Raw genomic sequence first — 19,111 nt, 5'->3', positions numbered from 1 at the left:
GAATCGGCCGGCGGCACCGAATCGGCGGGCGCCACGAGGGTGTCAGCGACGACGCTTCTCGCGCACCCGCACCGAGATCTCGATCGGCGTGCCGGTGAAGCCGAACTCCTCACGCAGCCGGCGCTCCAGGAAGCGCCGGTAGCCGGCCTCGATGAAGCCGCTGGCGAAGATCACGAACTTGGGCGGACGGGTGTCGGGCTGGGTGGCGAACAGGATGCGGGGCTGCTTGCCGGAGCGCACCGGGTGCGGCTGGGCGGCGACCACCTCGCCGAGGAAGGCGTTGAGCCGTCCGGTGGGCACGCGCCGGTCCCACGAGTCCAACGCCGTCTCCATCGCGGGGACCAGCCGGGCCACGTGCCGCCCGGTGGCAGCTGAGATGTTGACCCGCGGGGCCCACGTGATCTGGACGAGCTCGCGCTCGATCTCGCGCTCCAGGTAGTGCGCCCGCTCCTCATCCAGGGTGTCCCACTTGTTGTAGGCCACCACCAGCGCACGTCCGGAGTCCACGACCTGCTGGACGACCCGGATGTCCTGCTCGGCGATCGACTCCGAGACGTCGATCAGCACCACGGCCACCTCGGCCTTCTCCAGCGCGGTCTGCGTGCGCAGCGACGCGTAGAAGTCGGCCCCGCGGGCCTGGTGCACGCCGCGGCGGATGCCGGCCGTGTCGACCAACCGCCACGCTCTGCCGCCGAGCTCGATGATCTCGTCCACCGGGTCACGGGTCGTGCCGGCCACCTCGTCCACCACGACCCGCTCGGTGCCGGCCAGCTTGTTGAGCAGACTGGACTTGCCCACGTTGGGCCGACCCAGCAGTGCGACCCGCCGCGGCCCACCCTCCATCTGCTCGCCCACCACGGCGGAGGTGGCCGGCAGGGCATCGAGCAGGGCGTCGAGCACGTCACCGCTGCCGCGGCCGTGCAGCGCGGAGACCGGCCACGGCTGACCCAGACCGAGGGACCACAGCATCGCCGCATCGGCCTCGGTGCGCTCGTCGTCCACCTTGTTGGCCACCAGCACCACGGGCTTGCCCGAGCGGCGCAGCAGGCGGACCACTGCCGCGTCGGTGTCTGTGGCCCCGACCTTGGCGTCCACGATGAACAGCACCGCGTCGGCCAGCTGCACCGCCACCTCGGCCTGCTCGGCGACGCGCAGGTGGATGCCGGTGGCACTGACCTCCCATCCGCCGGTGTCCACGAGGGTGAAGTCACGCCCGGCCCACTCTGCGTCGTAGGAGACCCGGTCCCTGGTCACGCCCGGGACATCCTCGACGACCGCCTCGCGGCGTCCGATCACCCGGTTGACCAGCGTCGACTTGCCCACGTTGGGGCGACCCACGACCGCCACCACCGGGCGCACCGTCTCGGTGCGCACCGCGGCAAGGGCCGCGGCGTCGCCCTCGACGAGGGCGCGGTCCTCCTCCGTGAGCTCGAACTGGCTCAGCCCGGCGCGCAGCGCCGTCTCCACCTGCTCGGAGCCCTCGGCCGAATCGGGTGCGCTGTCCTGCTGGTCCATGGCCCTGCTTCCGGTGCCCTGCTCGTCCATCGCCCTACTCCTGGCGCCCAGTGGCCATGGCCGCGGTGTGGCTGCGCAGCCGCACCTGGCGCTTGATCCGGCTCAGCATGCCGATCATGCCGCGCATCCGCAGCGGTGAGACGGCCTCGGCCAGGCCGAACCGGTAGGGCGCGTCGTCCGGCACGTCCAACAGGTCGGCGGCCGGCAGGCCGTCCAGCGACTCGTGCAGGATGCCGGCGAAGCCCTTGGTGGTCGGCGCCTCAGCGGGCGCGTCGAAGAACAGCGACACGGTCCGGTCGCCGTCGTCGGCCACCTCGACGGCCAAGAAGACCGGCGACTGGCACTCATCGACCCGCTCCATCGTGTCCAGCGAGCCGACATACCGATCGGGGAGCCCGGGCAGCTCGTCACTCAGCTCCAGCAGCAGCTGGAGTCGCTCGCGCACCGAGACGGCGTGGAAGTCGGCGGCCAGCTCGGCCATCGCCCGCGGCAAGGGTGTGGGGGTCTCGCTCATCAGCGCTCCACCGGCACACGCACGGCGTTGCCCCACTCGGTCCAGGAGCCGTCGTAGTTGCGCACCGCGTCGAAGCCCAACAGGTGGGTGAGCACGAACCAGGTGTGCGAGCTGCGCTCGCCGATGCGGCAGTAGGCGACGACGTCGTCCTGCGGGGACAGGCCCTGCTCCTGGGTGTAGATCGCCTCGAGCTCGGCGCGGGGACGAAAAGTGCCGTCCTCGTTGGCGGCGCGGCCCCACGGGACGGACTTCGCGCCGGGGATGTGCCCGCCGCGCATCGCACCCTCCTGCGGATAGTCCGGCATGTGCAGCAGCTCGCCGGAGAACTCCCCCGGGGAGCGCACGTCGACGAGCGGTTGGCCGAGGTGGGCCAGCACGTCCTCCTTGAAGGCGCGCACGCTCGTGTCGTCGCGCTCCACGACCGGGTAGTCGGTCGGGCTGACCTTCGGCACCTCGCGGGTCATCTCCCGCCCCTGCGCCACCCAGGCCGCTCGCCCACCGTCGAGCAGCCGCACGTCGGGGTGACCGAACAGGGTGAGCACCCACAGGGCGTAGGCAGCCCACCAGTTGCTCTTGTCGCCGTAGATGACCACGGTGTGCTCGCGGGTGATCCCCCGCTCGCCCATCACCGCCGCAAAGCGGGCGCCGTCGACGTAGTCCCGGGTCACCGGGTCGTTGAGGTCGGTGTGCCAGTCCAGCTTGTGCGAGCCGGGGATGTGACCGGTGTCGTAGAGCAGCACGTCCTCGTCGGACTCCAGGACCACCAGCCCCTCGTCCCCCAGATGCTGTGCCAGCCACTGCGTGCTGACCAGTCGCTCCGGGTGGGCGTAGGCGGCGAACTTGCGGCTCTCGTCGGTGGGCAGGCTCATCGGGCTCCTTCGTTGAGGGGGGCATCGGGTATGTCGTGGGTCGCCGGGTGGGCGACCTGCAGGACCGCGTCCACCACTTGGTCGAACGTCAGGTGCGAGGTGTCGATTCCGACCACCCCGTCGGCCGGCTGGTAGAAGGCGGAGACGGTCGCGTCGTCCCGGTCCCGGCGCAACACCTGGTCGCGGGTGGCGTCCTCGGACTGGTGGACCGAGTCCTGGGCCAGCTCCTGGGCACGTCGGGCCAGCCGGGTCTGCTCGGAGGCGCTGAGCAGGATGCGCTGCTCGGCGTCCGGGGCGACCACTGTCGTGATGTCCCGGCCCTCGACCACGATGCCGGCCCCCTCCTGGCGCGCCGCGGCGATCAGCGACCGCTGCCGGTGCCGCATGTCCGCCCGGACCTCCAGGTTGGTCGCGACCGCGGAGACCGCGGCACTGATCCGGGGTTCCCTGATCGCGCGGGACAGGTCGGTGCTCCCGACGCGCACCGTGGGCGTCACCGGGTCGGTGACCATGTGCAGGTCCAGCCCGGCGCCGTGCTCGGCCACCGCGGCCCGGTCGGCCAGGTCGATACCGTCCTGCAGAGCGGCCCAGGTCAACGCGCGGTACATCGCGCCGGTGTCGAGGTAGCGCAGCCCCAGCCGGGTCGCGACCTCTCGGGAGACGCTGGACTTGCCGGAGCCACTTGGTCCGTCGATGGCGATGGTCATCGGGGAGCACAACACCGGCCCAGCCTAACGGCGCGGCGAGGACGGGCCTACCGGGCCGCCGGCCAATCCCGTCGTCGGCCTAGCGGGCCATCGCTCGCTCAGAGTCCAGCGGCCCGGTGCAGGCCGCCGACCTCCTCCCGGTTCAGCGCCCGGGTGCGTCCGGGCTTGAGCTCGCCGAGCCGGACCGGGCCGACCTGGGTGCGGGCCAGGGCCAGCGCCGGCTGGTCGACGGCGTCCAGCAGCCGGCGCACCACGTGCTTGCGACCCTCGTGCAGCACGATCTCCACGATGGCCCGTCCGGGCAGGGAGTCGACCAGCTTGAAGGAGTCGACCTTGACCTTCCCGTCCTCCAGCTCGATGCCCTCCCGCAGCCGCCGGCCCACGTCGCGTGCCACCGGCCCGGCCACCTGTGCCATGTAGATCTTGGGAATCTCGTAGGACGGGTGCTGCAGCCGGTGCGCGAGCTCGCCGTCGTTGGTCAGCAGCAACAGCCCCTCGGTCTCCGCGTCCAGGCGACCGACATGGAAGAGCCGTTCGTTGCGGGCTCCGACGTAGTCCGCGAGCGAGGGACGACCCCGCTCGTCGCTCATCGTCGAGACGACCCCGAGCGGCTTGTTGAAGGCCAGGTAGACCTTGGTCTCGTCGAGCACGACCCGGGTGCCGTCGACGTGGATGACCTGCTTGGCCGGGTCGACCCGCACACCCAGCTCGGTGACGCGCTGCCCGTCGACCTGCACCCGGCCGGCCTCGATCAGCCGCTCGCAGGCCCGGCGGCTGCCAAGGCCCGCTGCGGCCAGCAGCTTCTGCAGCCGGATGCCGGCGGGGTCGTGAACGTCACCGGTTCGGGTCGTGGGTCGTGGGCTCATGCGAGTCCTTCCGCCGCGAGGTCATCGAGCATGTCCGCCGAGGGCAGATAGGGGGCGAGCGCGGGCAGGTCCTCGGTGCTCTCCAGTCCCATCCGCTGCAGAAAATAGTCGGTGGTGCCGTAGAGGACCGCCCCGGCCTCGCCGTCCTGGCCCATCTCCTGCACCAACCCGCGGGCCACCAGCGTGCGCACCACCCCGTCGACGTTGACCCCCCGGACCGCACTGATCCGGGCGCGGGAGACCGGCTGGCGGTAGGCGATGACGGCCAGGGTCTCCAGGGAGGCCTGGGTGAGCCGGGACTGCTGGCCGCCGAGCAGGAACCGCTCCACCACCGGCGCGCAGTCGGGCCGCGTGTAGATGCGCCAGCCGCCGGCCAGGCGGCGCAGCACGAACCCGCGCTCCGCCTGCTGGTAGTCCGCGCGCAGCCTCTGCACCAGGTCGTGCACCTGCGCGGCGGGCAGCTGCAGCGATGCGGCCAGGGCCTCCTCGGTCACCGGCTCGTCGACCACCATCAGCACCGCCTCCACGGCGGCCCGGGGGCCACCGGGAAGGCCGTCGAGCGCGGCGGCACTCTGCTCGTCTGCCTCTCGGTCGCCGTCGACGGCATCCGCTGACCTGCTCACTGCTGCTTCACCTCAGACTCCTCCTCGGGCTCGCCGACCTGGTGGGGCAGCTCGTCGGACTCGTCGAACTCCTGCCCGAGCCTGCCGAGGATCCCGGCACCGGGCGCCCCGATCCAGCGTACCGACAGCTCGCCCAACGGCTCGTCCTGGTCCAGGGCCAGGGCTGACTCCCGGTGCAGCTCCAGCAGGGCGAGGAAGCGGGCCACGATGACCAGCGTGGAGTCGGCGTCGGCCACCAGGTAGCGGAAGCTGCATACCCCGTGCTCCCGCAGCCGCTGCACCACGATCCCGGCCTGCTCGTGCACCGAGACCGCCGGGGCGTGCAGGTGCTCGACACCGACCGTCGGCGCAGCCTTGGGGATCATCGCTGACGCTGCGACCATCGCGAGCTGCTCCGGACTGATGGTCAGCACCAGCTCAGGCAGCAGCCGCGCGAAGCGGTCCTCCACGCCGACGTCCCGGGCCCAGATGTGGCCGGTGCCGGCCATCCGGTCCTCGAACGCCGCCGCCACCTGCTTGAAGGCGCGGTACTGCAGGAGTCGGGCGAAGAGCAGGTCCCGGGCCTCGATCAGCGCCAGGTCCTCCTCGTCGTCCTCCCGGCCCCCGGGCAGCAGCCGGGAGGCCTTGAGGTCCAGCAGGGTGGCCGCGATCAGCACGAACTCCGAGGCCTGCGACAGGTCCCATGCCTGCTCGGCCTGTTGCGCCTGGCGCAGGTAGGCCACGAAGTCGTCCGTCACCTGGGCCAGGGCGATCTCGGTGAGGTCGAGCTTGTGCTTGGCGATCAGCCCCAGGAGCACCTCGAAGGGACCGGTGTAGACATCCAGGTGCACCTCGAACGGCACCCGGGTGGGTCTGCTGAGCACTCCCCCCGGCACGGCGGTGCCGGCCTCGTGGCTCAAGGTCAGGGTGCGCCGCCGCGCGAGATGAGCTCGCGGGCCAGCTGCCGGTAGGCCTCGGCGCCGCTGTGGGTGCTGGCGTAGGACGTGATCGGCTCGGCCGCCAGGGTCGCGTCGGGGAACTTCACGGTGCGGCTGATGACGGTGTGGAACACCGAGTCCTCGAAGTGGTCGACCACGCTGCGCACGACCTCCCGGGAGTGCAGCGTGCGCCCGTCGTACATCGTGGGGAGGATGCCGTCCATGTGCAGGCTCGGGTTGAGCCGGTCGGTGATCTTGTCGATCGTCTCGATCAGCAGCGCCACACCTCGCATCGCGAAGAACTCGCACTCCAGGGGGATCAAGACACCGTGCGCGGCCGTCAGTGCGTTGACGGTGAGCAGACCGAGCGAGGGCTGGCAGTCGATCAGGACGACGTCGTAGTCCTCCAGCACCGGCCGCAGCACCCGGGAGAGCACCTGCTCGCGGGCGACCTCACCCACCAGCTGGACCTCGGCCGCCGCCAGGTCGATGTTGGCCGGGATCAGGTCCAGGCCGGTCACCCGGGTGGGCTGGATCAGGTCCCGCACGTCGTGCCCGCGCTCGATTAGCAGGTTGTAGATCGTGGTGTCCAGCTCGTGGGTGCGCAACCCCAGGCCGACCGACAGCGCCCCCTGCGGGTCGAAGTCGACCAGCAGCACGCGCCGACCGTACTCGGCCAGCGCGGCCCCCAGGTTGATTGTCGTGGTGGTCTTGCCGACCCCACCCTTCTGGTTGCACATGGCGATGACCCGCGCCGGGCCGTGCGCCGCCAGCGGTGCGGGAACGCCGAAGTCGGGCACCGGCCGGCCGGTCGGCCCGGTCGAGCCGGAGCCCGCCGCCTCGGTGCCCGGCAGCCGGTCGTGCTCCGCCCGACTGCCGCTCCCCTGCTGGGTCGTCGTCTCGGATGTCACGTCTGCCCTTGCCTCGTTCCTGTGATGGCCGGTCTCCCGCCGACCGGTCCGACCCTAGTCGCAGAGTCTGGCACGGGCTACCTCGCTCGTGGGTGGGCCTGTGCGTAGACCTCGCGCAGGTGCTCGGTGGAGACATGCGTGTAGATCTGTGTCGTGGTGACCGACGCGTGACCGAGCAGCTCCTGCACGACGCGGATGTCGGCCCCACCGTCGAGCAGGTGCGTCGCGAAGGAGTGCCGCAGCGTGTGTGGGCTGATAGCGGTCTGCAGGTCGGCACGCTGCGCGGCCTGCTGCAGGATCGCCCAGGCGCTCTGCCGGGACAGCCGTCCGCCCCGCTGGTTGACGAAGACCGCCGCGGTGCCGCGCCCCCGGGCCACCAGGCTCGGGCGGCCCCGCACGAGCCAGGCCTGCAGCGCCTGCACGGCATACCGACCCAGGGGCACCAGCCGTTCCTTGCGGCCCTTGCCGAAGAGTCGCACCATCGGGTCGTCCTGCTCCAGGGGCAGGTCGTCCAGGTCCAGGGCGAGCGCCTCGCTGACCCGTCCGCCGCACCCGTACAGGGTCTCCAGCAGGGCCCGGTCCCGTAGCGCCGGAGGGGTGCCCCCCAGCGAGGCGGCAGCCAGCAGCCGCTCGACCTGATCCGGCCTCAGTACGCTGGGGAGCCGGCGCGACGGGGTGGGCGGGGTCACGGCCTGTGCCGGGTCGAGCGCGGTGTCCCCCTCCAGTGCCAGGAAGCGGTGCAGGCCCCGCACGGCCACGACCGCCCGCGCCGCAGAGGTTGCGGCCAGCGGCGGGTGGTCGACGTCACCGGCGCGCAACGCCGCCAGGAACTCGGTCACATGGATCTCACGAACCTGCGGGGGGTCCTCGATCCCCCGGGTCGCCAGGAAGGACAGGTAGCGCCCCGTGTCGCGCCGGTAGGCCTGCACGGTGTGGGCGGACACGCCGCGCTCGACCCGCAGGTGATCCAGCCAGCCGTCGACCGCCCGCCCCAACGGCGAGCGTCGGGGGGTGGCTGCCGAAGGACTCACCCCCGCATTGTCCACTCCCCGTGGTGCGCCTGCAGCGGCGAGGATGGGGCCATGTACTGGTATGCCGAGACCCCCCGCCGTCGCACCCGCCAGGTCCTGGGTGACTTGGCCGTCGTGGCCTGGGTGGTGGGGTGGGTGATGGTCGGCCGGTGGGTGCATGATCTGATCAGCGCCCTCGCCGCGCCCGCCGGGTCGCTGCGCAGCGCGGGGACGGGCCTGAGCGAGCGGATGACCGACATTGCAGGCCGGATCATCGATATCCCGCTGGTCGGGGACGACCTGGACGGGCCTTTCACGGGAGCGGCAGGGGTCGGCACCGACCTGGTCGCGGCCGGTGACTCGTTGGAGACCTCCGTGGACCGGCTCGCCTGGGTGGTCTCACTGCTGGCGGCGGGCACCCCGATCGTGTTGGTCGTGGGTGCCTACCTGCTGCTGCGTGGGCTGGGGATGCGCCGTGCCGCGGCGCTGGGCCGGGATCGGGACCGCCCGGGCGCCCAGGAGCTGCTCGCGCTGCGCGCGCTGGTGCACCAGTCCCCGCGCCGGCTGCAGACGGTCACCGCCGACCCGCTGGGCGCGTGGCGCTCCGGCGATCCCGGGCCCGTCGCCGAGCTGGCCGACCTGGAGCTGCGTCGGGTCGGTCTGCGCGTCCAGCACTGACGGGGTCAGGCCGGCGGGTTCAGCGCTGCGGGATCCAAGCAGCGGGATCAGGCACGGGGTGCGTGCCGTGCCTGCAGCACCTGCTCCACGTCGCCCAGTCCGAGCCCACGGCTGCGCAGCAGCACCAGCAGGTGATAGATGAGGTCGGCCGCCTCCCCCAGCAGCGCCTCGTCGTCCTGGGCAACCGCGGCGAGTGCGGTCTCGACGCCCTCCTCCCCGACCTTCTGGGCGATCCGGCGCACACCCGCCTCGAACAGTGACGTCGTGTAGGACCCGGGCGGGCGCTCGGCGTCCCGCTGCGCGATCAGCTCGTTCAGGGAGGCAAGGACGGAGACGGGAGCCTCGTCGGTGAAGCAGGAGACCGCTCCCGTGTGGCACGTGGGGCCGGCCGGGACGCACTGCAGCAGCAGGGTGTCCCGGTCACAGTCGACGAGGACCTGCCGCACGCTCAGGGTGTGACCGCTGGTCTCGCCCTTGGTCCACGACGTGCCGCGGCTGCGGCTCCAGAAGGTCGCCAGGCCGGTGCGCAACGTGGTCTCGAGAGCCTCCCGGTCAAGGTAGCCGACCATCAACACCGCAGCGGTCGCGGCATCCTGGACGACTCCGGGCAGCAGACCGTCCTGCTTGGCAAAGGCCAGATCGTCGACCTGCAGGCCGTCGGGCAGCCGTAGCGCGCTGTCCGGACCGGCCGGGATGCCCTCGCTCACGGCGCCGCCACCCGCTCGCGGCGCACGACCATGCCCTGCTCGTGCAGGTGGTCCTTGAGCGCTGGGATCCGGATCGACCCGGAGTGGAAGACGCCGGCGGCCAGGGCCCCGTCCACGTCGGCACCGGCGAAGACCTGGACGAAGTGCTCGGGACTGCCGGCACCGCCGGAGGCGATCAGCGGCACCTGGCACACCTCGCGCACCGCGGCCAGCTGCTCCACGTCATACCCCTGGCGCACCCCGTCGCTGCCCATGCAGTTGAGCACGATCTCGCCGGCCCCGAGCTGCTGCACCTGCTGCACCCAGCTCAGTGTCGTCGTGCTCATGGCGCGGGTGCGCTCAGGATCGCCGGTGAGCTGCCGGATCCGCCACTGGCCGTCGTCGTCGCGCAGGCTGTCGACACCCACGACGACACACTGCGTGCCGAACTCCGCCGCCAGCTCGGCGACCAGCTCGGGCCGCTGCGCCGCGGGGGTGTTGACCGAGATCTTGTCGGCCCCGGCGTGCAGGACCACCCGCGCGTCCTGGACCGAGCGGATGCCGCCGGCCACGCAGAACGGGATGTCGATCTCCCGCGACACGCGGGTGACCCAGTCGACGTCGACCCGTCGTGCCTGGGGACTGGCGGTGATGTCGTAGAAGACCAGCTCGTCGGCCCCCTCGGCACGGTAGCGGGCGGCCAGCTCGACTATGTCGCCCATGTCGACGTGGTCGCGGAAGCGGGTGCCCTTGACCACCCGACCGTCCCGCACGTCGAGGCAGGGGATGATCCGGCGGGCGAGGGTCATACGCTCTCCTCCTCCACCGCGTCAGTGACCGTGAGCCGGCTCTCGAGCAGCGCCTTGCCCACGATGATGCCGGCACAGCCGATCTTGCGGCAGCTGCGGATGTCGGCCACGTCGCGAGCTCCGCCCGAGGCCTGGAAGCGCAGCACCGGCGAGGAGCGGGTCAAGAAGGTGTACAGGTTGAGGTTGGGCCCGGCGAAGGTGCCGTCGCGGCTGATGTCGGTGCACAGCACGTGCTGCAGTCCGGAGGCGGCGTACCGCGCGAGCATCGTCGGCAGGTCCAGATCGGCCACCGACGTCCATCCGGACACCGGCAGGACCCAGACCCCCTCCTCATCGGTCCGGGTGTCCAGGGCCACCGTGAGCTGGTCCGGACCGAAGCGCTCCAACCAGCCCAGCACGGTGTCCGGCTCGCGCACCGCCATCGAGCCCACGACGACTCGCGTGGCGCCGGCGTCCAAGAGCCGCTGCACGTCGTCGCCGGCGCGCACACCGCCGCCGGTCTGGATCTGCAGCCCGGTGCTGGTCGCCATCTCCTCCAGCTGCGTCCACAAGGTGTAGCCCCCGGCCCGGGCGGCGTCCAGGTCGACCAGGTGCAACCATCGAGCGCCCCCGCGGGCGTAGCTCTGCGCGACCGCGACCGGGTCGTCCGTGTAGCGGGTCTCCTTGGCGTAGTCGCCCTTGTGCAGCCGGACTACGTTGCCCTCGCGGACATCGATCGCCGGATAGACCGTGAACTCAGCCACCGGTCACCTCACCCAGGAAGTTGCGCAGCAGCCGGGCCCCGACGTCGGCGGAGCGCTCGGGATGGAACTGCGCCCCCCAACGGTTGTCGCTGCGCACGACGGCGCTCCACCACCCGTTGTGCTCGGTGCCGGCCAGGGTGGCCGGGCCCACCGGGGCCGCGTAGCCGTGCACGAAGTAGGCCCGGTCGCCGCTGCCGATCCCGGTCAGGATCGGGTCGGCGCGGCGCACGTCCAGCGTGTTCCACCCCATGTGCGGGACCCTAGCCCCCGGCGCGGCCGGAATCTCGATGACCGCACCGGGGATCAGCCCGAGACAGTCGACCCCGCCGTCCTCGTCGCTGCGCTCGAAGAGCAGCTGCATCCCCAGGCAGACGCCGAGCAGCGGCTGCTCGAGACCCCGCAGCAGGTCGGCCAGACCCGTCTCCTGAAGTCGCCGCATACCGGCTCCCGCCGCACCCACACCCGGCAGCACCACCCGGTCGGCCGCGGTGATGGTGGCCGGGTCGGAGGTCATCGCCGCGCGGGCGCCGAGCCGCTCCAGGGCGTAGGTCACCGAGCCGATGTTGGTGCCGCCGGAGTCGACGAGCGCGACAGTGGTGGCGCTCACAGCAGGCCCTTGGTGCTCGGCAGCTCGGTGCCCTCGCGGGGCAGCGCCTGGCGCAGGGCACGGGCCACGGCCTTGAAGCCGACCTCGACCTGGTGGTGGGCGTTGCCGGGGCCGATGCTCAGGTGCAGGGTGCACCGCATCGCGTCGGCGAAGGAGCGCCAGAAGTGCTCGACCATCTCGGTGGGCAGGTCACCTACCCGCTCCCGGTCGAAGTCGGCCTCGAAGGCGAAGTAGGGCCGGCCCGACAGGTCCAGCGCGGCGGTCGCCTGGGCTTCGTCCATCGGCAGGGTGAAGCCGTAGCGGCCGATGCCCCGCTTGTCGCCCAGCGCCTCCCGGATGGCCTCGCCGACGGCGATGGCGATGTCCTCGACCGAGTGGTGCTCGTCGATGTGCAGGTCGCCGTCGCATGCCACGGTGAGGCTGAAGCCGCCGTGCTTGGCCAGCTGGTCCAGCATGTGGTCCAGGAAGCCGACGCCGGTGGCGACCCGACTGTCCCCGGCCCGGTCCAGGTCGACGCCCACCCGGATGGCCGTCTCGGAGGTGACCCGCTCGACCTGGGCGGTCCGCGGCCGGGTCACCAGCTCGTGCGCGATCCTGGCCCAGTCGGTCCCCTCCCCCAGCAGGTATGCCGGGATCCCCAGGTTGTCGGCGAACTGCCGGTCGGTCTCCCGGTCGCCGACCATGACGCTGCGGGTCCAGTCGATCCCCCGGTCCTTCAGCAGTGCGGTCATCAGCGCCGTCCCGGGCTTGCGGGTGGGCGCGCCCTCCTGCGGCCGGCTGGTGTCGATCAGCACCTCCCGAAACGTGAGGCCCTGGCTGGCCAGGATCTGCAGCAGCAGCTCGTGCGGGCCGTCGAAGTCCGCCTGCGGGAAGCTGTCGGTGCCCAGGCCGTCCTGGTTGGTGACCATGACGAACACCCACCCGGCGTCGCGCAGCCGCAGCATCGCCGGGATGACGCCCTCGACGAGGCGCAGCTTGGCGTAGCCGTCGACCTGGTGGTCGGCGGGCTCCTCGATCAGGGTGCCGTCACGGTCGACGAGGAGCACGGGGGCGGGCACGGCGGTCATCGCGTCCTATCGGATCAGGGAGTCGGTCTGCGGGGCCAGGGCGCCGGCCACCTCGTCGAGCTCGGCTGCACTGCCCGCGGTGACCCGCACGGCGTCGTGCAGGCCGGGCAGGTGGCGCATGTCGCGGACCACGATGTCACGTCCGGCCAGCTGCTCCAGCATCGCGTCGACCGCCTCGGGGTCCGCACAACGGGCCAGCAGGAAGTTGGCCCGGCTGTCGTAGACCGCGCGGACCAGGGGGTGGGCACTCAGCGCGGCGTGCAGCCGGGTGCGCTGGCCCAAGGTCTCGCTCACCCGGTATGTCGTGTCGGCCAGCGCCTTCGGGCCCAGGGCGGCCAGGGCCAGGTCGAGCACCGGGACCGGCACCGGGTAGGGCGCCTGGACGCGGCGCAGCACGGCGGCCAGGTCGGGGTGCGCCAGCACGGTGCCGACTCGCGCTCCGGCCAGCCCGTGTGCCTTGGACAGGGTGCGCAGCACTGTCAGGGTGGGCCGGGTGGCAATCTGCTCGATCAGCGATACCGCAGCGGCGGGCTCGCCGGTGGATCTGTGGTCCCCGCCCGTGTCCTCCGGACCCGCGTACTCCACATACGCCTCGTCGAGCACCACCACGGCCTGGTCGGCGAGGGCGTCCACCAAGTCCAGCACGTCCCGGGCCGGGACCACGGCCCCGGTGGGGTTGCCCGGCGAGGCCAGGAACACCAGCCGGGACCCGGTCTCGCGGGCCACCCGCGTCACCTGCTCGGTGTCCACCGTCCAGGTGTGCCCGTTGTCGTGCTGCGGCACGTCGTGCACCGGCACACCGTGCAGCCGCGCGCTCACGGCATACATCCCGAAGGTCGGCGAGCAGACCACCACACCGTCGCCGCCGGGCCGACACAGCGCCCGCACCAGCAGGTCGATGGCCTCGTCGCTGCCGCGTCCGACGACGAGGCCCGCCGGGTCCGTGTCGTAAAGCCCGGCCAGCGCCGCGACCAGCTCGGCGGGCTGGGGTGTGGGGTAGCGCCGCTGGCGCCCCTGCGGGTCGGCCTGGTTGGGCGTGGCCGACTCGTTGGCGTTGAGCCAGATCCGCGCGTCGGCGCCGGTGTGGCTGGTTCGCGCCGAGGAGTAGCCGGTGAAGTCGCGCAGGTCCGCTCGCAGCAGTGTCCGGGGGAAGGACCGCCGCGCCGTCGACGAGGTGCGGGCAGCACTCACGTCGAGGTCCCGATCCGGTCCAGCCGGCGGGTCACGGCCCGCTGGTGGGCGTGCAGGCGCTCGGCCTCTGACAGCTCGACGGCGCACGGGCCGACGGCCTGCAGGCCCTCCTGGGTCACGTGCTGCACCGTCATGGCGATCTGGAAGCTGGCGACGTTGACGCCTCCGGTCCAGCGGGCCGCGCCGGCCGTGGGCAGCACGTGGTTCGTGCCGCTGCAGTAGTCACCGAGGGTCTCCGGCGCCCAGTCCCCCAGGAACACCGACCCGGCGGTCTGCACCCGGTCCAGCCAGTCACGCGACTCGCGCAGGGCCAGGATCAGGTGCTCCGGGCCGTAGTCGTTGCTGATCTCGAACGCCTGGTCCAGGTCCTCGGTCACGACGACGCGGCTGCTGGCCAGGGCCTTGCGGGCGATGTCGGCGCGGGGCAGCTGCTCGACCTGGTCAAGCACCTGCTCCAGTACCAGCTCGGCCATCCTCACGTCGTCGGTGAGCAACAGCACCTGGGAATCCGGACCGTGCTCGGCCTGGGAGAGCAGGTCGGCGGCGACGAACTCGGCCTGCGCGCCGCTGTCGGCGATCACGACCACCTCGGACGGCCCGGCCGGCAGGTCGATGCCCGGGCCGCCCTCGGTGGTGCTGACCTGGCGCTTGGCCTCGGTGACCCAGGCGTTGCCGGGGCCGAAGATCTTGTCGCACGCCGGGATGGTCCCGGTGCCGTGCGCCATCGCGCCGATCGCCTGCGCTCCCCCGGCCAGGTAGATCGCGTCGATGCCGCACTCGGCCGCAGCCGCCAACACGGTGGGGTCGGCCGCTCCGTCCGGGCCGGGCGGGGTCACCAGCACGATCTCGGAGCAGCCGGCCAGCTGGGCCGGGACGCCCAGCATGAGCGCGGTCGAGGGCAGCGGCGCCGAGCCCGCGGGGACGTAGAGGCCGACCCGCCGGATCGAACGCACCACCCGCTCGCACACCACCCCGGGAGCGGTCTGCACCGCATACTCGCGCGTCATCCCCGCCCGGTGGAACGTGCGGATCCGCTCGGCAGCCTCGCTGATCGCGGCGCGCAACGCCGGGGCCAGGCCGGCGACCGCATTGCGGACCTGCTCATCGTTGACGGCGAGGTCCTCGAGCTGCACGCCGTCGAAGCGCGCCGTGAGGTCGCGCACCGCGTCGTCGCCCTCGGTGCGCACCTGCTCCAGAATCTGAGCCACCGTCGCACTCACCTCCGGCCCGGCGGCCGCGGTGCCGCGGCGGATCACCTCCGCCCGGGCGGTCTCGTCCAGCTCGGCCCAGCTGCAGATGTTCATGCCAGCATTCCTTCCACGGGCAGCACCATCAGATGGCGCGCTCCGGCTCGCTTGAGGTCCTCCAGCCGCTTCCAGCTCACCGCCGCGTGGCACAGCATCTGCACACTCACCTCGTCGTGACCGTCGACAGCCAAGATGGTCGGCTCGTGCCCGTCGGGCAGCTGGGTCAGCACCTGGGTGAGCTCGTCCCGCGCGGCGCGCAGCATCAGCAGCCGGGTCTCCTTCAGCCGCAGCGCACCGTCCATCCGGCGCAGCAGCAGCTCGGCCATCTCACCGCGCGCGCCGTCCAAGGGATGCGCCGGCCCCGCCACCACAGCCTCGGAGTGCAGCAGCGTGGCCACCGGCTTGAGCTGGTTGGCAGCCAGGGTCCCCCCGGACGACACGAGGTCGCAGACCACGTCGGACTGGCCCAGCCGAGGCGCGATCTCGACCGAGCCGGACAGGGTGACCACGCGTGCCTCGACGTCGTGCTCGGCCAGCCAGCTCCCCAGGATGCGGGGGTAGGACGTGGCGATGCGTAGTCCGGCGAGCTGCTCCGGGCCGTGCCACTCCTCGTCCTCGGCGATGGCGATGTCGAGTCGGCAGCTGCCCCAGCCCAGCTCGCGCACCTCGCGCAGTCCGGCCTCGTGCCCGGCGGCGGCCCGCTCCAGCTCGTGCTCGACCATCACGTTGCGGCCCACGACCCCCAGGTCGCAGACGCCCTCGGCGATCAGCCCGGGGATGTCGTCGTCGCGCACGAGCAGCAGGTCGACCGGCAGCGACTCGCCGTAGCAGAACAGCTTGTCTCGGCTCTCCCGCCAGGTCAGCCCGCAGGAGGCGAGCAGGTCGCGGGCGGGGGTGCCCAGGCGGCCGGACTTCTGGATCGCCACGCGCAGGCGCTCGCGGGGCAGGGCAGGCGGGGACATCGTGTCCTTCCGTGGTCAGGGCTGGGGGCGGGTCGCAACGGGGTGGGCGGCAGGGGGACCGGGGGCCCTCAGCTGCCGGCGGTATGCCGTCGCAGGGCGGCCCGGTAGCCGCCGGTCCCATGGTCCAGGCAGCGGGCGACCCGGCCCACGGTGGTGACGCTGACACCGGTCTGCTCGTGGATCGACCGGTAGGGAACGCCTTGGACCAGCAGCGGCACCACGGCCCACCGGTCAGCCAGCGCCTCCAGCTCCGCCGGAGTGCACAGGTCGACCAGGAAGTCGACGACGTCGTGGGGATCGTCCAGCGAGGCGAAGGCTTGAGCCAGGTCCGCCGTGGCGGGCTCTGCTCGCTCGATCGTCTCCCTGCGCTTCATCTCTCCCCGCTCGGTGCCTCGCTGAGGCGCTCGGTGCTGTCACAACGTGATAGCACGCTAACACATCGCGTGCGGGAGTCCAGGCGGCGGGTCAGTCCGGGGCGGTCACCAGAGGCTGCGCGAGCTCGACGCGCAGGGCACGCACCACGTCGTCGCGCGGCACGGTGAACTGGTCGCCCCGGCGCAGGTCCTTGATCGTGACGTTGCCCGCCTGCACCTCCTGCGGACCGAGCAGCGCGACGAACCGGATGCCGGCGCGATCGGCATACCTCAGCTGCTTGCCCAGCCGTCCGCCGTCCAACACGGTCTCGGTGTTGATCCCGGCGTGCCGCAGCGTGCTCGCCAGCTCCAGCGTGGCGTCCATCAGATCGGGGTCGACCTGCGGCACCAGCACCTGCACGGTGCTCTTGGCCACGTCGACCAGCCCGGCCTCGCGCAGCTGCCAGAAGAGCCTCGTCAGGCCGATCGAGATGCCGACCCCTGGGAGAGCGGACTTGGTGTAGTGACCGGCCAGATCGTCATACCGGCCCCCCGAGCAGATCGACCCGATGTCCGGGTGGTCATCCAGGGTGGTCTCGTAGACCGTGCCGGTGTAGTAGTCCAGTCCACGAGCGATGGACAGGTTGAGCCGGTAGTCCGACTCCGGGACGCCGAGGGCCCGCACCAACGTAAGCACCTCCCGCAGCTCCTGCACCCCCTGCGCCAGCGCCGTGCCGTCCGACCCGGGTGGTGCCAGGCGGTCCAGGATGGCTATCGCGTCGTCGTGTTCCATGGAGCGCACCGCCACGAACTCCAGCACCTGCTCGGCGGCGTCGGGCGACAGGCCGAGCGTCGGGCCGGTCAGCGCGGTGCGCACGTGGTCCGCGCCACGCTTGTCCAGCTTGTCCACCTCGCGCAGCACCCGGGCCTGGGCTTCGGGGTCGCTCACCCCAAGGCCCTCGAAGAAGCCGCCCATCAGCTTGCGGTTGTTGAGCTGGATGGTGAAGGCGCCGATCGCCAGGTCGCTGAAGATCGCGTGGATCACCGCGGGGCACTCGGCGTCGTGGCGCACGCTCAGCTCGTCCTTGCCGATGATGTCGACGTCGCACTGGTAAAACTCCCGGAAGCGGCCGCGCTGTGCCCGCTCTCCCCGATAGACTCGCTGCATCTGGTAGCGCCGGAACGGGAAGGTCAGCTGGTGCTCGTGCTCGGCGACATACCTGGCCAGCGGCACCGTCAGGTCGAAGCGCAAAGCCAGCTCGGGCAGCTGCCCCTCCGTCGACGTCCCCGGACCGCCGGCCTGGGCGATGGCCTTCTCGTAGGAGCCGGTCGACTGCACGAAGTAGACCTGGCGCTCGGTCTCGCCGCCGGTCTTGGTCAGCAGCACGTCACTGATCTCAAAGGCCGGGGTCTCGATCGGCAGGAAGCCGAAGCGCTCGTAACCGGCGCGGATCACCTCGAGCATCCGCTGGAAGGCGATCTGCTCAGCCGGGAGCAGCTCCAGGACTCCCGAGGGGGTGCGCGGCGTGATCACCCGGGGAGTCTAACGGCGGGGCGTGCTCAGCCCAGCCCGGCCAGGAAAGGATTGGTGGACCGCTCCCGAGCCATGGTGGTCGCAGGGCCATGGCCGGGCAGCACCAGGGTGCTGTCCGGCAACGGAAGCACCTGCTCGCGCAGGGAGCGCAGCATGGCCTGGTGGTCGCCGCCGGGTAGGTCGGTGCGGCCGATCGAGCCGGCGAACAACACGTCGCCGGACAGGACCGTGGAGTGCAGCTCGTCAGGGGTGCCCTGGGGCACGTCGGCCAGGGAGAAGAGCACCGAGCCCTCCGTATGACCGGGGGTGTGGGTGACCGAGAGGCGCAAACCTGCCAGCTCCAGAGCGGTGTCGCCGCTGGTGCCGAGCTCGACGATGTCTGAGGGTTCCTGCCACGTGGCGCGCGTGCCGAACTGCTGCTCCACCATCGCGACGAGCGCCGGGTCGAGCTGCGCGAGTGGGTCGGCCAGGCGATAGCGGTCCTCAGGATGGATGTGCGCGGCGACCCCGGGTGAGCACAGTGGGGTCACGGCGTAGACGTGGTCCAGGTGACCGTGCGTCAGCAGGACGGCGGCCGGTCGCAGCCGACGCGTCAGCAAGATCTCGCGCACCGGCTCTTCGACCCCGATCCCCGGGTCGACGATCAGGCACTCCTCGCCGTCGGCCACGGCCACGACGTAGCAGTTGGTCCCGAACGCAGCGGCGGTCACACTCTGCAGGATCACGACGACGAGGGTATGTCGTACGCCCCGGATCCGGCGGCCTCGGGTGTCGGTTTGTCGGCTGGGTATCCACAGCATGGGCATCGCGATCCGTCGTCCACAAGGCGAGTGTCGATCCGCACCGAGATCGCACTTGTGTACTAAATTGAGAATATCCGGAGTATCCGGGCTCGAGCAGATGGACGATCGACATCGATGGTGAGGAGGGTGTGTGATGGCCGTGACTGTGCCCGAGGAGCGGGACGACTCCTGGCCCGTGCCGCCCTGGCTGGTCGAGCCCGCCTGGTTCGCTGCGGGGTTGGACAGTCATGACGTGTGTGAGGAGCCGTCCTGGTTCGCCGCAGCGGCACGGGAGGAGCAGGGTTACTGGGACCAAGCGCCAGTATTGAGCCCGGCCGAGCAGCAGGACAGCGCTGAGACTTTGGGGCAGTCCTGGGCCAGTCCGACACCAGTCGGGTTGGTCCGGGTCCAGGAGGGGCTGTCCCAGGTGGGTCTGCCCGACGGGGTCGCGCAGGCCCTGTTGGCGGTGGTGCGCTGCGCGGCCGCGCATGCCCAGGCTGATGTCAGCCCCGGCACGGCA

Annotated in this window: 22 protein-coding genes; 2 read left to right on the top strand and 20 right to left on the bottom strand. The window is 71.7% G+C overall.

Annotated features, from left to right (window positions below; all coding sequences use genetic code 11):
• Positions 1–42 precede the first annotated feature (42 nt).
• From der to ACR2FV_RS16065, 9 genes are all read right to left on the bottom strand, one after another.
• Complete coding sequence (gene der / locus ACR2FV_RS16105; protein ID WP_434016744.1) at positions 43–1,515, bottom strand: ribosome biogenesis GTPase Der; 1,473 nt, start codon at positions 1,513–1,515, stop codon at positions 43–45.
• Positions 1,516–1,549: 34 nt separating this feature from the next.
• Positions 1,550–2,029: a SufE family protein gene (locus tag ACR2FV_RS16100; RefSeq protein ID WP_434016717.1), complete on the bottom strand. Its 480-nt coding sequence runs from the start codon at positions 2,027–2,029 to the stop codon at positions 1,550–1,552.
• The gene (locus ACR2FV_RS16095; RefSeq protein ID WP_434016716.1) at positions 2,029–2,898 is read right to left on the bottom strand and encodes a sulfurtransferase; all 870 of its coding nucleotides are present in this window, start codon (positions 2,896–2,898) and stop codon (positions 2,029–2,031) included. Before ACR2FV_RS16095 ends, ACR2FV_RS16100 begins: the two co-directional genes overlap by 1 nt.
• Positions 2,895–3,605 carry a (d)CMP kinase gene (cmk, locus tag ACR2FV_RS16090; RefSeq protein WP_434016715.1) on the bottom strand — a complete coding sequence of 237 codons (711 nt, stop codon included), beginning with the start codon at positions 3,603–3,605 and terminating at the stop codon, positions 2,895–2,897. Before cmk ends, ACR2FV_RS16095 begins: the two co-directional genes overlap by 4 nt.
• A gap of 98 nt (positions 3,606–3,703) precedes the next feature.
• Complete coding sequence (locus tag ACR2FV_RS16085; RefSeq protein WP_434016714.1) at positions 3,704–4,471, bottom strand: pseudouridine synthase; 768 nt, start codon at positions 4,469–4,471, stop codon at positions 3,704–3,706.
• Positions 4,468–5,094, bottom strand: a complete 627-nt coding sequence (gene scpB / locus ACR2FV_RS16080) for an SMC-Scp complex subunit ScpB (RefSeq protein ID WP_434016713.1) — start codon at positions 5,092–5,094, stop codon at positions 4,468–4,470. Before scpB ends, ACR2FV_RS16085 begins: the two co-directional genes overlap by 4 nt.
• Positions 5,091–5,999 carry a segregation and condensation protein A gene (locus ACR2FV_RS16075; protein WP_434016743.1) on the bottom strand — a complete coding sequence of 303 codons (909 nt, stop codon included), beginning with the start codon at positions 5,997–5,999 and terminating at the stop codon, positions 5,091–5,093. Before ACR2FV_RS16075 ends, scpB begins: the two co-directional genes overlap by 4 nt.
• Entirely contained in the window at positions 5,996–6,922 is a 927-nt protein-coding gene (locus ACR2FV_RS16070) for a ParA family protein (protein ID WP_434016712.1), read from the bottom strand. The genes ACR2FV_RS16075 and ACR2FV_RS16070 overlap by 4 nt, the downstream gene beginning before the upstream one ends.
• 77 nt (positions 6,923–6,999) lie before the next feature.
• Positions 7,000–7,953, bottom strand: coding sequence for a site-specific tyrosine recombinase XerD (locus ACR2FV_RS16065; protein ID WP_434016711.1), 954 nt, complete (start codon positions 7,951–7,953; stop codon positions 7,000–7,002).
• Between the two features lie 51 nt (positions 7,954–8,004).
• Between ACR2FV_RS16065 and ACR2FV_RS16060 the strand changes: the two genes are divergently transcribed.
• Complete coding sequence (locus ACR2FV_RS16060; protein ID WP_434016710.1) at positions 8,005–8,610, top strand: hypothetical protein; 606 nt, start codon at positions 8,005–8,007, stop codon at positions 8,608–8,610.
• A 47-nt stretch (positions 8,611–8,657) separates the two neighbouring features.
• Here the strand turns inward: ACR2FV_RS16060 and hisIE are convergent, their stop codons facing one another.
• From hisIE to ACR2FV_RS16005, 11 genes are all read right to left on the bottom strand, one after another.
• Complete coding sequence (gene hisIE / locus ACR2FV_RS16055; protein WP_434016709.1) at positions 8,658–9,317, bottom strand: bifunctional phosphoribosyl-AMP cyclohydrolase/phosphoribosyl-ATP diphosphatase HisIE; 660 nt, start codon at positions 9,315–9,317, stop codon at positions 8,658–8,660.
• Positions 9,314–10,105, bottom strand: a complete 792-nt coding sequence (gene hisF, locus ACR2FV_RS16050; RefSeq protein ID WP_434016708.1) for an imidazole glycerol phosphate synthase subunit HisF — start codon at positions 10,103–10,105, stop codon at positions 9,314–9,316. The genes hisIE and hisF overlap by 4 nt, the downstream gene beginning before the upstream one ends.
• The gene (gene hisA, locus ACR2FV_RS16045; protein WP_434016707.1) at positions 10,102–10,848 is read right to left on the bottom strand and encodes a 1-(5-phosphoribosyl)-5-[(5-phosphoribosylamino)methylideneamino]imidazole-4-carboxamide isomerase; all 747 of its coding nucleotides are present in this window, start codon (positions 10,846–10,848) and stop codon (positions 10,102–10,104) included. The genes hisF and hisA overlap by 4 nt, the downstream gene beginning before the upstream one ends.
• Positions 10,841–11,455: an imidazole glycerol phosphate synthase subunit HisH gene (gene hisH / locus ACR2FV_RS16040; protein ID WP_434016706.1), complete on the bottom strand. Its 615-nt coding sequence runs from the start codon at positions 11,453–11,455 to the stop codon at positions 10,841–10,843. Before hisH ends, hisA begins: the two co-directional genes overlap by 8 nt.
• Positions 11,452–12,522, bottom strand: coding sequence for a bifunctional histidinol-phosphatase/imidazoleglycerol-phosphate dehydratase HisB (gene hisB, locus ACR2FV_RS16035; RefSeq protein ID WP_434016705.1), 1,071 nt, complete (start codon positions 12,520–12,522; stop codon positions 11,452–11,454). Before hisB ends, hisH begins: the two co-directional genes overlap by 4 nt.
• 6 nt (positions 12,523–12,528) lie before the next feature.
• Positions 12,529–13,713, bottom strand: coding sequence for a histidinol-phosphate transaminase (hisC, locus tag ACR2FV_RS16030; protein WP_434016704.1), 1,185 nt, complete (start codon positions 13,711–13,713; stop codon positions 12,529–12,531).
• Positions 13,710–15,017, bottom strand: a complete 1,308-nt coding sequence (hisD, locus tag ACR2FV_RS16025) for a histidinol dehydrogenase (RefSeq protein WP_434016703.1) — start codon at positions 15,015–15,017, stop codon at positions 13,710–13,712. Before hisD ends, hisC begins: the two co-directional genes overlap by 4 nt.
• Positions 15,014–15,922, bottom strand: a complete 909-nt coding sequence (gene hisG, locus ACR2FV_RS16020) for an ATP phosphoribosyltransferase (RefSeq protein ID WP_434016702.1) — start codon at positions 15,920–15,922, stop codon at positions 15,014–15,016. The genes hisD and hisG overlap by 4 nt, the downstream gene beginning before the upstream one ends.
• A 68-nt stretch (positions 15,923–15,990) precedes the next feature.
• Positions 15,991–16,296 (bottom strand): YerC/YecD family TrpR-related protein, encoded by a 306-nt coding sequence (locus tag ACR2FV_RS16015; RefSeq protein ID WP_434016701.1) that lies wholly within the window; start codon positions 16,294–16,296, stop codon positions 15,991–15,993.
• 91 nt (positions 16,297–16,387) lie between these two features.
• Positions 16,388–17,809, bottom strand: coding sequence for a histidine--tRNA ligase (hisS, locus tag ACR2FV_RS16010; protein WP_434016700.1), 1,422 nt, complete (start codon positions 17,807–17,809; stop codon positions 16,388–16,390).
• 26 nt (positions 17,810–17,835) lie between these two features.
• Positions 17,836–18,534, bottom strand: a complete 699-nt coding sequence (locus ACR2FV_RS16005) for an MBL fold metallo-hydrolase (protein WP_434016699.1) — start codon at positions 18,532–18,534, stop codon at positions 17,836–17,838.
• A gap of 211 nt (positions 18,535–18,745) precedes the next feature.
• Here ACR2FV_RS16005 and ACR2FV_RS16000 point away from each other — a divergent pair.
• On the top strand, positions 18,746–19,111 hold a 366-nt coding region (locus ACR2FV_RS16000; protein WP_434016698.1), incomplete at its 3' end, for a hypothetical protein.

This window comes from Ornithinimicrobium sp. (genome assembly GCF_051004135.1).
Taxonomy (GTDB): domain Bacteria; phylum Actinomycetota; class Actinomycetes; order Actinomycetales; family Dermatophilaceae; genus Ornithinicoccus.
The sequence above is the reverse complement of the archived record's forward strand: the minus strand, read 5'-3'. Positions and strand labels throughout refer to the sequence as shown.

Bases quoted from the DNA above. Each gene is read 5' to 3' on its own strand.
- ACR2FV_RS16015 (WP_434016701.1), bottom strand. From the start codon at position 16,296: ATGAAGCGCAGGGAGACGATCGAGCGAGCAGAGCCCGCCACGGCGGAC.
- ACR2FV_RS16095 (WP_434016716.1), bottom strand. From the start codon at position 2,898: ATGAGCCTGCCCACCGACGAGAGCCGCAAGTTCGCCGCCTACGCCCAC.
- hisB (WP_434016705.1), bottom strand. From the start codon at position 12,522: ATGACCGCCGTGCCCGCCCCCGTGCTCCTCGTCGACCGTGACGGCACC.
- hisD (WP_434016703.1), bottom strand. From the start codon at position 15,017: ATGAACATCTGCAGCTGGGCCGAGCTGGACGAGACCGCCCGGGCGGAG.
- hisG (WP_434016702.1), bottom strand. From the start codon at position 15,922: ATGTCCCCGCCTGCCCTGCCCCGCGAGCGCCTGCGCGTGGCGATCCAG.
- hisF (WP_434016708.1), bottom strand. From the start codon at position 10,105: ATGACCCTCGCCCGCCGGATCATCCCCTGCCTCGACGTGCGGGACGGT.
- ACR2FV_RS16060 (WP_434016710.1), top strand. From the start codon at position 8,005: ATGTACTGGTATGCCGAGACCCCCCGCCGTCGCACCCGCCAGGTCCTG.
- ACR2FV_RS16085 (WP_434016714.1), bottom strand. From the start codon at position 4,471: ATGAGCCCACGACCCACGACCCGAACCGGTGACGTTCACGACCCCGCC.
- der (WP_434016744.1), bottom strand. From the start codon at position 1,515: ATGGACCAGCAGGACAGCGCACCCGATTCGGCCGAGGGCTCCGAGCAG.
- cmk (WP_434016715.1), bottom strand. From the start codon at position 3,605: ATGACCATCGCCATCGACGGACCAAGTGGCTCCGGCAAGTCCAGCGTC.
- ACR2FV_RS16100 (WP_434016717.1), bottom strand. From the start codon at position 2,029: ATGAGCGAGACCCCCACACCCTTGCCGCGGGCGATGGCCGAGCTGGCC.